This is a genomic window from Limnohabitans sp. (genome assembly GCF_031539105.1).
Classification (GTDB): domain Bacteria; phylum Pseudomonadota; class Gammaproteobacteria; order Burkholderiales; family Burkholderiaceae_C; genus Limnohabitans.
Map to the genome: position 1 here is coordinate 1 of NZ_JAVKLM010000008.1, position 13374 is coordinate 13374.

The 13374-nt window shown below is 48.8% G+C and carries 12 protein-coding genes and 1 pseudogene; 1 reads left to right on the top strand and 12 read right to left on the bottom strand.

Annotation, left to right across the window (positions count from 1 at the left end; genetic code table 11):
- The 12 genes and pseudogenes from RMR24_RS01090 to RMR24_RS01145 all read right to left on the bottom strand — a co-directional run.
- Nucleotides 1-286: pseudogene (locus tag RMR24_RS01090) on the bottom strand (hypothetical protein); the annotation flags it as partial.
- 26 nt (nucleotides 287-312) lie between these two features.
- Nucleotides 313-1857, bottom strand: coding sequence for a prepilin-type N-terminal cleavage/methylation domain-containing protein (locus tag RMR24_RS01095; protein WP_310613243.1), 1545 nt, complete (start codon nucleotides 1855-1857; stop codon nucleotides 313-315).
- Between the two features lie 9 nt (nucleotides 1858-1866).
- Nucleotides 1867-2469 carry a prepilin-type N-terminal cleavage/methylation domain-containing protein gene (locus RMR24_RS01100; RefSeq protein WP_310613244.1) on the bottom strand — a complete coding sequence of 201 codons (603 nt, stop codon included), beginning with the start codon at nucleotides 2467-2469 and terminating at the stop codon, nucleotides 1867-1869.
- A 71-nt stretch (nucleotides 2470-2540) separates the two neighbouring features.
- On the bottom strand, nucleotides 2541-3638 hold the full coding sequence (locus tag RMR24_RS01105; RefSeq protein ID WP_310613245.1) for a hypothetical protein: 1098 nt from the start codon (nucleotides 3636-3638) through the stop codon (nucleotides 2541-2543).
- Nucleotides 3635-5500 (bottom strand): ATPase, T2SS/T4P/T4SS family, encoded by a 1866-nt coding sequence (locus RMR24_RS01110; RefSeq protein WP_310613246.1) that lies wholly within the window; start codon nucleotides 5498-5500, stop codon nucleotides 3635-3637. The genes RMR24_RS01105 and RMR24_RS01110 overlap by 4 nt, the downstream gene beginning before the upstream one ends.
- A gap of 8 nt (nucleotides 5501-5508) precedes the next feature.
- Nucleotides 5509-6075 carry a hypothetical protein gene (locus RMR24_RS01115; protein ID WP_310613247.1) on the bottom strand — a complete coding sequence of 189 codons (567 nt, stop codon included), beginning with the start codon at nucleotides 6073-6075 and terminating at the stop codon, nucleotides 5509-5511.
- A complete protein-coding gene (locus RMR24_RS01120; RefSeq protein ID WP_310613248.1) occupies nucleotides 6062-7528 on the bottom strand; it encodes a hypothetical protein in 1467 nt (488 codons plus the stop codon). Before RMR24_RS01120 ends, RMR24_RS01115 begins: the two co-directional genes overlap by 14 nt.
- Nucleotides 7529-7538: 10 nt before the next feature.
- Nucleotides 7539-9182: a hypothetical protein gene (locus RMR24_RS01125; RefSeq protein WP_310613249.1), complete on the bottom strand. Its 1644-nt coding sequence runs from the start codon at nucleotides 9180-9182 to the stop codon at nucleotides 7539-7541.
- Nucleotides 9183-9197: 15 nt separating this feature from the next.
- Complete coding sequence (locus RMR24_RS01130; RefSeq protein WP_310613250.1) at nucleotides 9198-10040, bottom strand: TcpQ domain-containing protein; 843 nt, start codon at nucleotides 10038-10040, stop codon at nucleotides 9198-9200.
- Complete coding sequence (locus tag RMR24_RS01135; protein WP_310613251.1) at nucleotides 10037-11431, bottom strand: TrbI/VirB10 family protein; 1395 nt, start codon at nucleotides 11429-11431, stop codon at nucleotides 10037-10039. The genes RMR24_RS01130 and RMR24_RS01135 overlap by 4 nt, the downstream gene beginning before the upstream one ends.
- Nucleotides 11428-12405 carry a TrbG/VirB9 family P-type conjugative transfer protein gene (locus RMR24_RS01140; protein ID WP_310613252.1) on the bottom strand — a complete coding sequence of 326 codons (978 nt, stop codon included), beginning with the start codon at nucleotides 12403-12405 and terminating at the stop codon, nucleotides 11428-11430. Before RMR24_RS01140 ends, RMR24_RS01135 begins: the two co-directional genes overlap by 4 nt.
- Nucleotides 12405-13097 carry a VirB8/TrbF family protein gene (locus RMR24_RS01145; protein WP_310613253.1) on the bottom strand — a complete coding sequence of 231 codons (693 nt, stop codon included), beginning with the start codon at nucleotides 13095-13097 and terminating at the stop codon, nucleotides 12405-12407. The genes RMR24_RS01140 and RMR24_RS01145 overlap by 1 nt, the downstream gene beginning before the upstream one ends.
- An 80-nt stretch (nucleotides 13098-13177) precedes the next feature.
- On the opposite strand from RMR24_RS01145, the gene RMR24_RS01150 reads away from it, so the two are divergent.
- On the top strand, nucleotides 13178-13372 hold the full coding sequence (locus RMR24_RS01150) for a YqaE/Pmp3 family membrane protein (RefSeq protein WP_310613254.1): 195 nt from the start codon (nucleotides 13178-13180) through the stop codon (nucleotides 13370-13372).
- Nucleotides 13373-13374 lie beyond the last annotated feature (2 nt).

The window sequence follows — 13374 nt, forward strand, 5'->3', positions numbered from 1 at the left end:
CACCTTCACCGTTAACCGCCGAAAATAGCTGTGCGGTGTAACCACTTGGACATGAGCATGACCCCGTGAAGGGGTTAGCACCAACGCATCCATACACCCAGTAGTACATTCCCCCAAAACTCTGTGATTGATTCGGAATCACTCCAGCAGGAGCAAGTGGCGTACCGGTCAACCGATTTGTTCGCGTGAAATCCTGAATAACTCGCTCATGAGGAACACCTTGAGCAAATACTGAACTCATTAATGTTGTGAGTGCGAGTGCAATTCCAAATTTATAAAATTTCATGAAAATCTCCTTTGGTGGTTAAAAAATCAATACAAACAATACGTTTGTGCAACAAAATCCCCTGAAATAGCTACGCCTGAACCATTTCGCATATAGGCAATCCAACTTGTCCCAACATCTTGGACATACCTATTCATTGTCTGGATGTTTTGGGTTTCATTCCCTGCTAACAGATACGCAGCTGCACCAGTTGAACCAGATTGACAAATAGGCTTTGGAACTGTTCCACCATCACTAACCGTATAGGCTTCCATAGCAATAAATTTGCCCATTCGGTCTGTCAAATTGACATAGGAACCCCCAGAACAAATTAACTGGGCACCGGCTGACGAAACCGCTGGTGATCCATCGGGTGAGCACGCTGTTCCTAGCGTGGCAACGGCAAGGCCACCTGTAGAAGTCCAAACGCCTCCAGTGCATCGCACTAGCGTGTACCGTGTGCCTTGCAGTGCCCATGACATTGCCGCATCAGTGGGGCAGGCTACCCCAATGCTGGACGTGGCATTCAATGTGGCACCAGACAGAACAGCGTTGCTTGCGAAAACGGTTCCATCTGAACGAACCCCAGCAGTACCGGCGTTATTCGTGACGCTGTCCGCAAAAAACTCTGATTGAGCCGCCCCGTTGTACCGTAAGCCACCTCGGGTGGTACCGGAGGCATCCATGCTGCTCAAACTGCCATTGCTACCGTCCATGAGCACTCGCGTTGTTCCCGATGCATTGGCTACGCCAATTTGACCGGAAGTGCCATCTAACCAGGCTCGACTGACACAATTTGAAGCTCGGCTGATGATTTGGCCACTCGTCAAAATTTCACCTAACGCACAGCTCGTTGAACCACTCGACCCAGCCCCCACTTTTAGTCCACCGGCAATACTCACATTGCCTTGAAAATTTGGGTCCCTTGTATCGTTCATCTTTGCGAACTGGTCATAAAGCGCTGCATCTACCGCGTTTGAACCGCAAAGAACGCCCTCGACATTACCAAGTGGATTAGCCACGCTAAAACTCGCGCCTCTCACGATCGCGCCTGCATTGAGATGACTGCGTCCACCATGGCCACCCATGGATACCATGGCTTGGGTCACTAGGTCATCCCGATAAATGCCTCGGACCGTCATAGGTGCAGTCAGACATGCGGTCGCTGTCAATGTGCAACCAGAACCTGGGCAACTTGTGCGAACAATGTCAAATCGCAATTGCTGTTGATTTGGAGCAAATGACGGAAAAGTGGTTGGCAAGCGCCCCAGCGTTTTTAACTCTGCCATGCTTGGTTGAGTTGCAGTAGCAACACCAGATACGCTGGTGCCGTTTGAAAGCGAGGTGAAATTCATGATAACGAATCGCTCCAACCCCGCTGCTGCGCTGTTTACATAAGTGCCCGTTGCCGCAGCACTGGCATCGTCAGCATCATTGAGTATTTTTTTTGTTGCAATAACACTCAAAACAGCAATGATCAGCAGCGTGATTGATAACTCAATCAAGGTGAAGCCACGCTGCCGAGACACGCTCATCGAGGAGGCTCGCACATTAGTTCTTCGAGTCACAGGTGAACGTGTCTTAAACAACATGGCTATCTCTTAACGGAATGTGAATACGTAGGCGTTGGTGTCGTCAGCCGTACATGCAGCAGCTGCGGTTTGACCGTTGTAGACGGTGCCTGCGGGTACGCTTTTGACAACAGTGCCATTGATTGAGATGATTTCCGCACTGTTTTGCAATGAAGTGGCCAGTTCAGGACACGCTCCACTGTTCACAGTAGGAAATGTCAATGTGAAGCTGTCCCCCGCTGTCGTGATCGTTGCAGGTGCTGCTGTTACTTGAGATCCTGTAGCACCGAGTTTGTGCTGCAACGTTGCCGCATTTCCAACACCCGTTACGGTCAAAGCATTGGTGCGGTCACGCAAGGTATTTGCAATCGTATTCGTTGCAACGCCTGTATATGGCGTGTTGCCAGTACCTTCCGCGTTTGCACGGATTCGTGTCACCGCCAATGTCACATCATCGGCGGTTGGCTTCGTTTTGCCACTAACCAAAAATGTGCGGATCTTTGGATAGCTCAAAGTGCCTAAAACGGCGATGATCAACATCACGATGGAGAGCTCCACTAGGGTGAAGCCGCCTTGTTTTTTGCGAGCTAATTTCTGATTGGTCTTGGTGTTGGTTTCAATTGGTTTTTTCATGATCATTCCTTAAGTTTGAAGTGGGTAAATTTCTGTTTTTGAAGTTGGTAATTTTTTGTTCCATTACCTCCTCATCCGGCCATGTAGTTCATGGCTGCTGCTTTCATTTCGAATGTGGCGGTTTGAATCCATAAAACCATGCCTCCAGTGACAACCACCCCTGTGAATAGCAAGATCCAACGCCAAACAGTCAATCGTTTGATCAAACGTGGCACTAAATGAGCTGCAACATATTTGCTTGTAACGTCAAAGGCGGCAGCAAAACCACTGCCCTCCTCCACATCCCTGAGTCGCCAAAACATTTCTTGAGACAACAATCCAGAGTCAAATACATCACAAGTAGTGGCACCGGTTTCGCCAATTCGATCTAAGACCTGCTCAATTCGCCAGCGCATCCATGGAGAAGCGCTGCTATCAGCAAGGCTGAGCAATGCATCTTCGAGCGTGTGCATCACGTTGCCGCGTTTGCGCGTCAACGTGGACATGGCCATCAAAAATCGAACTGCGGATACTTCACGTAATGTGCGGTATAGGGTGACTGTTCGGTCAGCTGTTTCACGTGAATGCCCCACCCAGTTTTGAGCTGACCATATGAGCCAGGTCGTACCCATCAGCACAACGATTAAGACCGGAATAGCGTAAGCTTTAACCGTCTCATCCCATGCTGCCATTGCTCGACCGAACGGTCCCCAGTAAGACACAGGTATTTCTATTGACTCTTTCATCGTTGAGACGCTGAAGCCAGGCATTACGGTAATTGCCACTGTTGCAACAACAATCGCCAAAAACGCTACCGCTAGTGTGTTGATGGATTCAGAAATCACACGATCGGACAATCGCGCCATCACTGCAAGGTCATTCAGTGCTGAGGGGATGGCATCCTCCCCTGCATCCTGCTGAACGTACAAAATGGCCACTTCATCGGCTGGCAATGTTCCTTGCCACGCGGCAGCAAGGTTGGCACCGTTGTCAATAAATCTCTGTGCCCAAAGGGCAGACAACTGACCACGAGGGGTGTTTACATACCTTAGAGCATCTGCCTCAAGAATTGAGAGCATTTTTCGATTGGTCGTGCTCAACAGTGCGGCCAAATCTTCGTAATATTCCGCACGTTTACTTCGAAATTTTCTTGCCGCCTGCTTTTGGCCAAAAGTTAATTTATCGCTCATGTCGTAGCTCCAACGGTGCGCAAAACAGCGGCCATAGTTGATTTGGCTTTTCTGGTAACACGTTTATGCTCCACCGAGGCAAAGCTTTCAAATTGAAGTTCAATTTCGCGTGGGTCCACTTGGCCAAGAGACGCTTTGTAAATTGCCACATCCATGGCTGATTTACCAGTGAAATCAGGATCATCAAACTTCTGGTTTGACAGCTCACGCCAATAACGATGTAGTCCTACTTGATTGCCTGAGAGCAACAAATCGCACATGGCTTCATCTGGCTCAAGCATTTCTGCTGCAACTGTGCGACCAGCAAAACCATTAAGTTCAGAAAGTTCGGGCTTAACGCACTGGTCACACCCGTTGGAATCTCTCAATCGAAGTAGATTGCGATCAAAACCGTACAGGCGTTCAAAGCGATCAAGGTAATTCTGATGGTCAGTCAGCGCCGCCCCTCTTAAGTTGAAGGCAGACACGTAATCATCAGGAGACTTCGCACAATGTGGGCAGTTCCTTGGCAAGAGTGCTTGGTACACATTCAGCCTGACGTTGCCAGGCGTTGCAAGTACATCGAGTGGGATTCCAATTTGTGGACTGACGTACCTTGAAAAAATTCCTAGAACACCAGGTGCGTGCGTGGTTGTGTAAAGTGAGTGTCCTGATTCCAAAACAGCGCGTGCAACCCGCGCTGTTTCACGATCCCGAATTTCGCCAAGTAAAAATGTATCGAAGGCAGACCGAAATAGTGCACGCGTACCTGATGAAAATGCGGCATCGTCACCATCCCCAGTTTTGAGTAAATCGCGGCTGATTGTTTTTTGATACACATCAGGCATATCAATTTCAACGGGGTCTTCCATGCTCACTTTTTTAATATGAGTAGGAAGCAAGCCCATCAAAATTGCCAATGAAACAGATTTACCGCTACCAACGGTTCCGGCCATGGTTATCATGCCACCGCGTGTTGCGATTACGCGGTTGTAAACCTCCAAGTGCCACGGCAAATATCCAGCCCCCTCCAAGGTCTTCACGACCGATGACGCACCTAATTTTTGCAAACGCATGGTCACTACTGGGCCTGAATCAATAGCCATACCAGACCAGCGCAATCGAACCCGAACATCGTTTGCTAAATCAACCTCAATTCGACACTGTTGCTCGATGCGTTGCTGAAAAGTAGCATCGGAGCCTCCATCGCCCCGTTGCCAAGCAATACCAAGCATTTGAAGCATCGTGTCGGTGGGAAGTCGCCACCTCTGAGGCTTAAGGTATCGGCCATCAATCTTGAAGCAAATTTGCGACATTGAATCATGAATATTGACGGCGTAGTCAATGTCATTGGCCCCTTGATCAAATGCCCATTGAGCAACGTCAACGAAGGACTGCCACAACGCACTCTTGCCACTGTCTCTGTTGATGGATTGAACAGCGCTAATTTGATGGTGGCCAAGATGGCCTTGACTGACAGCGATGATGATGGATGGAGCGGCTCTCCAAACTTGGTAACCCTCACTTGGTAGCGACCAGCCCTGCTTGGTCAAAATCTCTTCGTATTCAGTCAAATCATCCGTTGTCACTGTTGGCGCAACGAGCAAGACAGCGGTTTTACCGGCTTTGGCCGCTTGCACAATCGCGACAGAAACAAATAGATGTGGAGAGAGCGAGAGCTTTGCGTTTATGCATTCGACAAACGGCACACTTGTCAAATCATCACTACGCTCAATAAATTCAGATGAGAACCTGTATCCACGGTCCTCATCCATTGCAATCGCCACGATAGGGATCGTTGCGACAGTTTCAGTAGCACTACTGGTGAGCGTTCGCACCATAGGGCTTGAATGCTTTTGTTTGGGTTTTAAAAAGTCAAACATAGTCACCCTTATCTAGGTGAGCCAGGAGGAACGACTAATGCCGCTGGCAGAGGTGCATTTGGGTAAAAACCTTGCATAGGCGTAGCTGGACTCATCGCCGCCGGTGCCGTGGCTTGTACTGGGGCGATCCAACAAAGCTGCGTCGGCTTGCCTTTGAGCTTTGGCTTGATAAATTCCTCACCTCCAGCAAGACTGGCTTGAATTAACGCGCTACGCGAACGTTCGCGTGCCGATCGCGCAGGATAAAGAGACACGCAGCGCCCCTCAATCAAGCCAATTTCATATTGACCAACCTTGTCACCAACAGACTGGCCTGCTTGCAGCTTGTCACCAATCATCAAATCAACACGCATGTTTGATTCAGAACCGTAAATTGATTGAACTGTCATATCCAATTTTTTCCGAACAGTTTGACGCGGCGGGTTCTCGCGCTCATAGACCGATTTGTTTTCAGCCTGAAGAAGTGCATCAACGGTTTGTGAGCTTGTTGGGGCAGCCTCTTGAGCAAATGCAGTTGCGAATGCACATGCGCCAGTGATACCAATCATTAGCTTTAAAAGATTAGTTTTTTGCATAAAAAATTCCATTAAGTTCGACTTGCAAGGCTGATGTGCGCAGGTTGACGGCCTCAGCTGAAATTTGTCCGAATGACAAAGTAAGACTGCGCCACTCTGCCGCCACACCTCGGTCAATAAGTGCATCAATCGTGCGTAACGGCCCTTTGAGACTGATGGAGGCCTCTGATGGCAAGTCAACATCAGATGGCATGGCGATTGCCGTGCCATCGAATCTACGGGGCGGTGTAACTGTCAACGGTGTAAATGTGATTTTTGGAGCATCAGTCAGTGCAGGCAAAAGCTCTTGAAGCTTTGATGCGGTGACCAACAAGTGATGCGCCCTAGGGGGGAGCGCAGCAACATCCAAGGGGCTAACCTGGCTCTCCACACTCCACTCTAAAGAGAGCGATTGAGTTGGAGCAAATTTGGCCGTAAATCCCTGTGGAATAGATGATTTCAACTCAACGTTTGTCGCCGTGTTGACTTTTCCATCTGACTCATAATTCGCGGAGCAAGACCATGCTTGTTTACCGGCATTGGGAGTTTGAGGCTTACATACAGCCGTTTTCAAATGCCAGCCTCGCCAATTTACAGGTAACTCACCAAGTGATTTACGCAATGGCCGCAAGTTATCAATAGATGGATTTAAACGCCCTCCACCAAGGCGATTTATTGATTCAAGCCAAACCTTCTTAGGGTCTTCATTCTGTTGTCTTTGCGCCATTTCTTCGGCTCTTTTTTGAGCCGTAACAGAGGCATTCCAGGCGTCATATCCCGTGTTGCAGACCCACAGCAACAAAACGGCACCGGCGACCTTTAAAAGCGGCATTGGCACCTTGATTTGTGCCAAGAAATTAGCAGCAGGCAACGCGAGCAACGCATCGGCAGGCATGGCCGGAATCGTCATGAGCGAAGCCAGAGACGACACATGCGACTTTGCGCCAGTGGTACTCACATCAATGTCTGTATAAACAACCGACGAAGAATTTTGAGCAAGTCGTTTAGACAGCCATGCGAGTGCAAGTTTGTCCACTTGGCCATTACGCTCTATGAGCACTTCATCTATGCCACTAGGGCGTCCACTTCGCGTCTGAGCAACCCAAATCTCCGTAGAGCTGAGAGATAAGGCAAAAAGTGCATCACCTGAATGTTGACGACCGGCCAACAGCGCCGCAGGGTATGACTGCTCAGGAAGTGTTTGCGTCTTGTCCTTTGGGACTAGCCCATAGCCGACTGTTTGTCCACCGACAACACAGTAGTGCGTTGCAGCCCCTTCTCTTGCGATCGTGATCGCAGCATTGGTTCCACCAGCTAACAAGATGGTGCGCCAGTTCAAACCTAATACCAATGCTCGACTAGCCGTTGAACTTTGAACGAACTGCAATGGACGAGCTGCATAACGAGTTACCTCGGTACGGCCCGATGACTTGTTGGTCAAGCCTTGTGGTTTTTTGCGGTTAAAAAGAGACATGGTCAACTTCTTAAATGCTGTCTTCTGCAACCGCAGTTACCAACAAAATGATTCGACGCGATGACTGATTGGTGGCATCAGAACCACCAAGAATTAGCGGAGCTTTTTCATCAAATCGACGTGAATTTGAGCCATTTACCGACTCATCAAGGCCACCAATCAGATGCGTGACGCCTGTACGCACAACAGTTCGCCCCGTTAAATTGGCCTCTTGGATGTTGCGTTGCTGAATCGTGGTTCCACTACCCTGCACCTGCACGGTATAGGGGGTAAGCGTGCCTGTACGGTCTGCTAGGTTCAATGCGACCAAAATCTGGCCATCATCTTGGGCTTCCGGTGTCACAGTCAAGAAAACACCATACTTGTCCTCTTTTTGAGTGATCGTGGGCGCACTCACGCTGCCAAGTGAGGATGTGGACGTATTGCTGGCCACGCTGGCCACGTAATCAAATACAGTTGGTAAGCCGATTGTTTGGGCATTTCCATTCAAGGTGGACACAGGGAAAGTTCGCCGTGTCACTGTCAACCCCATCTCATCCAATGCCTGCAAAATTGCCGTTGAACCGGTGTACTGACTAGTGCTCGATGCGCTAAACCCGAGAGAGCCTGGATTCGAGCTTGCAAGAGATTTAGGTGATGTGAACGACTCATTCATGCCATTAGCACGCTTATAAAGAAGGGTCCAGTCAATTGAGACTTCACGACCGTGTTTATTAGTCACGAACAGCTCTTCAACAATCAATGTAATGCGTCGTGTCAACCGTTTGTTTTCAGTCTCTAAATAGCTTTCGATGCGTGCAATTGCATCAGGTGTATCGGTCACAATGACTGACTTAGATTCAGGATTTATTTCAATTGAACCAGCAACAGTTCCCATTGCTAACAAAGAGGCCTTCATGCTTGTGAGCACATCGGTAGCCGTGTTTTCATAGGTAGTCTTTGACTCTTCTTTAAATCCAGAACTTGTAGTAATAACGTTCGGAATTTTTTGAGACAGTGCTTTTAAGCGCAATACACGTGTTTCAAGTCGAAAAATTTCGATTGTTCCGTTTTCCGTAACACGATGACTTACCCCCCACGTTGCATCAGCCATATCCAGCAACGTATTGAGATCCATATCCACAGGGGCAACACTCAACAGCTCTTGGGCTTGATTTTGGTTTTGTGCTGGCTGCGTAGAGGGAGGAGTTCCGCTCGATGCGGAGCGACGCAATGCAAACTGCGATGCTGGCAGCAAGGCATCAGGTTTAACTCGAACGGGAACGCCAATGAGTGCTGTTACGCAGCTGGCAAGACGTTGTAATGTGTAGGTGTTGGGGTTGCACTCTGGTGTGATGGCCGTCACCTTGGTGCGCCCAAGAGCATCCATAGAATTTTCAGACAAGCGCAGGCGTGTTCGCAGCACTGGTGGCAAAGATAAGTCACGTGCCAAAGGCACGCTTTTACCAGCTAACCAAGGCGCTTCAACATCTTGTTGACGAATCGCTTGATCTTTGTAATTTTTTGCGCGATTTTTTGCCACTTGTTGGTACTGATCAACACGATCGCTTGTTTTTTCGCCATCGCTACGAATGTCTCGGTCTGCAAAATACGTTCCGCATCCAGACAATGCAAGTGAGACAGCCAAAAATAATGTGTTGTGAAGTAATTTCATGATGATTGGCCTCGATTAGTTTTCAGAACGTGCGCACAATTCACTTGCTGGAATGACACGCAAGACGTTGTTTGAATAAAAGCATGGTTGAACGGGCAGATCAGTCAGCGTGGTGCTTTTCAGCAAGCGACGAACCGCAGTTTTAAAGTCAGTGATGACAGCATCAGAGCCACTGACTGGGATATCTCGTGCGACGGCCCAATGTTCAGGTTCAAATGTCCATCCAGAGTCCTTTGACCACTTCATCAAGACTTTTCTGAAGTTTTGATCTAAGGGTGAAACCTCAAACTTGGCCCCCTGTGGCTCAATGGCTGGTGCATTAATAGGCGCATTTGCTGCGACAGCCTGCACTGCTGATTCAGCTTGTTGCTTCTCTACCGTAGAAAGACCAGGAGCTTTTTCTGTAGTTTGAACAGCCATCTGTGTTTTTTCAAACTCAACTGGTTCGCTGACAGCGCCATAGGTGCGTGCCGGTGTGGCCATGCCAAAAGCTGCAGGGCGACCTTGGCGCTCAATTTCAATGGACCCGTTGTAACTTGCAACGACTTCACGCTTGCCACTCCAGCGCATCACCAGCTTTGTGTATGTGCCTTGAACTGACAGGTAGGGTGAGTCCTTTTTCAGATCAAGAAGTACATCACCGGCAGGTTCTTGAGACATCACAATTGGAATTGTCATACCTTCCGGCAATTGAATCCGCGTGACCTTCCCATCGTCAAAGACGGAAATTCGTTCATCTGACACGCGGTAATTGAAGTCATACTTTTGGGATGAACCTGTTTGTGCGTTTGCTGACACGGTCAACATCGCGCCCACAAAAACATGCACGATTTGTGAAAAGCATTTTTTAAATTTCATTGACGAACTCCTGTAATTTTTGGATCTAGAACCATGTCGTTTGTGACGACAACGCGAAGACGATCAGCGGGTTTGAGGCGAAGCTCAGGCTTGATGTTGATATTTCGCTCAAGAGACTTCTTAGCTACATCTGCAAGCGCTTGTGTTGCAGCACTGCCTAGAACGGCACCATTACTCACGTTGATAGTCGTACCGGTATTGGATGTATTTCTTTCAGCAAATGTGGCAATCGCGGCCACCATGAAACTGGTGCCAAAGGTCTTCCAAAACCGTGAATTCACCTCTGCTGGTGCCCCAATAGCGCCTTGTGGATCAGATCCAGGCATTCCACCCAAAATCACATGCGCTCCTGAAGGGAAGGTCATTTTTGTAAATGCCAGCAACATCGTTTCTTGGCCGTGAGCAACCTCGGCGTTGTACGTACACAGGATCGTGGTTCCGGCTGGAATTAGTTTTACGCGCTGCGTCACCGTGTCATATACGTCTTCTTCAACTTGCACACGACATGGTCCTGCTTTATCGCTGGAGACAGCGCCACGAACGCCAACAAGAATGGATGCACCTTCTAACAGGCTGTAAGGGCCAGGACCAGATTGAGCACGTAATGGCTGCGCAGGCTCTTTTCCTTTGTTTGCGGCCAAATGGTCCATAAACTGTTTGTCTTTGGCATCAGACGTTGTTGCCCCCTGCCCCTGCCCTTGGGTGCGCATGTAGGCCTCAACCAAGGGGTTGACAGCTGTAGAGGCAGGAGTTTTGGCTGATTCGTCCGCTTGTGGAGTAGTAGGAAGACCAGCGCTATTTCCAGTCATTGCTGCATATGCAGCCAACTGTTGAGTTAGCGCCTGATTAGGATTGGTTGCATTGGTAGTTTTTGCACCAGTATTTTTGAGAGCTTCGGATTCCCAAACACCCATTTTTCGTTGCGCATTGCGCATCATTTCCTGTTTACGAGCGTCGTACTCGCTATCCTTTGCGTCCTGACCAGTTGTGGAGCTGGGCGTGCCTTTGGGATAGCCAGTTTGATCACCGGAACCATTCGTTGCAATCTTGTGACCCACACCGCCCTCGGTGGTATTTTTTGCTTTTGAAGAATCCAATGGGCCGTCTTTTTTCTTGACCCCCTCCTCCTTGGCCATGTCTTCTTCCACTTCTTTACGACGCTGTTCAAGTCGAGTGCTGAATGCACCCGAATCTCCAGGTGTGGCAGCTGCAATCTTTTTGTCGTCTTTGACTTTTTGGGCTGCTATTTTTTGATCTTTGAGTGTGTTACCTGATAAGTTGCGCCAAATCAGAGACACGCCAATCAACAAGATCAGCAAACCTACGCCATAGGTAATCCACTTGCGACTTGCCGCACGTGAACCAACTGGAGACGTTTGAGGTTGACTCATTTGAGTTCACCTCCATCGTTGAAGTTCTTAACTGCTACGCCCCGACATGAGGAATCAAAAACACCGCACGAAGATGTTTTTTGATTGCGGATCTTGATTTCAGCGGCACCAGATTTCAACAATATTCCATGTTGAAAAATCTTTGCAGTAATGAAATATGGCCCGTGCACTGCGTATTCAACGTTTTCGGCCATGCCCTCAGGTGAAACCGCAAACATGATTGGCCGCATCGGTTGAGCGTCTTTGAACTTGATCCAAGTACGCTTGCCATCATCAAAAACCATGATTGGTTTGAAGTCAGCGTCCCCTGTAATGCTGTACTCCATGTTCAAGTTATCCAAGCTGACCAGAGGCATTGCATCTGAAGTTGCTTGCGGCTCACTCTCGCCATCGCCTGTTCGGGTTGCACCATTGCGCTTTTTGCCTGCAAGTTGGGAAATTAGCGCTCGATCTTCGTAAACACCCGAGTCGAATGATCGCCATGAAACACGTTGATGCCTGGCTTCTTTGAACGGGAGAACATCCACCAAATCAATTTGGTAGCGCCTCGCTGTCGTAATGATCAACATAGAACCCGAGGCTCCAGATTGCGTTGGTCGTACCGTTAAATCTGTTCCAGTGCCAAGTACACGGACCTCCCACTCTGATTCATCATTCACAACTGCCGACAAGATTTGTTCGTCAGATGCAAACTCAAAGTGTGTAAATCGTGAGAACCACGTTTTGACAGGGTAAATCGCGTCCTTGTTGTATGGAAAAACAACAAGTCGCGAATCAATTGAAGATGGTTTGGGCACTACCGCACCAGGTCGTGGGCCGATCTCTTTGCTCAACAGCAATAGCTCCTCAAGCGGAGACTTAGATGGTGCGGCTGGACGTCGGCTTGTGGCATCTTGTGCATTGACGTTGAGAGTGCTTGCCAACAAAGCAAACAAGCAAAAACGGTGCACCGACTTCATATGCAATAAATTCATTAACGTGCCTCCACCTGATCGTTCAAAGTCCAATGGGTAATACCCAGTCCCAACGGGTTATCAGGGTCTTGGTCATCATCTTTTGGAGGGGCTGCGCCGTACTCAACCGTGAGAAGTTTTCGGCGGCGCTCACGCTCAACACCAAGAACTTTTTCAATCCAGATGAAATCAATGAATGCCACTGTGCGGTCTTCGTTGAATGACACGTTTGGAACGCCCAAAATTTCACGTGTCAAACCTGGTGTTCTGGCAATACGTTCGGCGGTTTTATCGACCTTTTCAGTCCAGTCGTCCAATTCGCGAACTGCACCACCGCGAGTCCACTTATAGGCGCTTGGCAACCCTTCTTTGAGAGTCGCAGCATTGATGATGGTTAGTCGCGCAGTCCATAGACGCAAGAAGTAAGCGATGTTTTTGTCAGAAACTTTGAGTTCTTCCGCTACGCGATTGGTCATCGTCACACGACCGGTGGACGAGTCCGTTTCAAAGAAGTATGGAATTCGCTTGCGCAGTGGCAGCATGATCAGTACGCCAATGAGCAAAAGCAAGCCGACTAACTGCCAAATCGCTTTGTCACGACGCAAGTCCATAACCTGCTGCTTCAACCCATCAACAAGATCGTTGTAGACACCAGCGGCAGTCAGCCCCTCCTGAGTCCCTTTTGGGGGCATGCTGATTGCTTCTTCACTCATTTGAGACTCCAAGGTAAATTTGTTGTCAACCAACCAGTTGACACTTGCGTTTTAGGTAAAACAGTGCGAACATCTAAAGCGTGAGACTTCTGATTTCTTTTTTGTTGCCATGGTTGACCTTCTTCACGATTGGTCGTCCATTCGCAGGCCTTTTCTGTTTGGTGATGCAGCTCACGCTGATCGGCTGGATTCCAGCTGTCATTTGGTCGGTCTACGCCCTTGGGCAATACAAAACCGACAAGAAAATTGAAAAAGCCTTGGCTCAGGCCAAATAGGA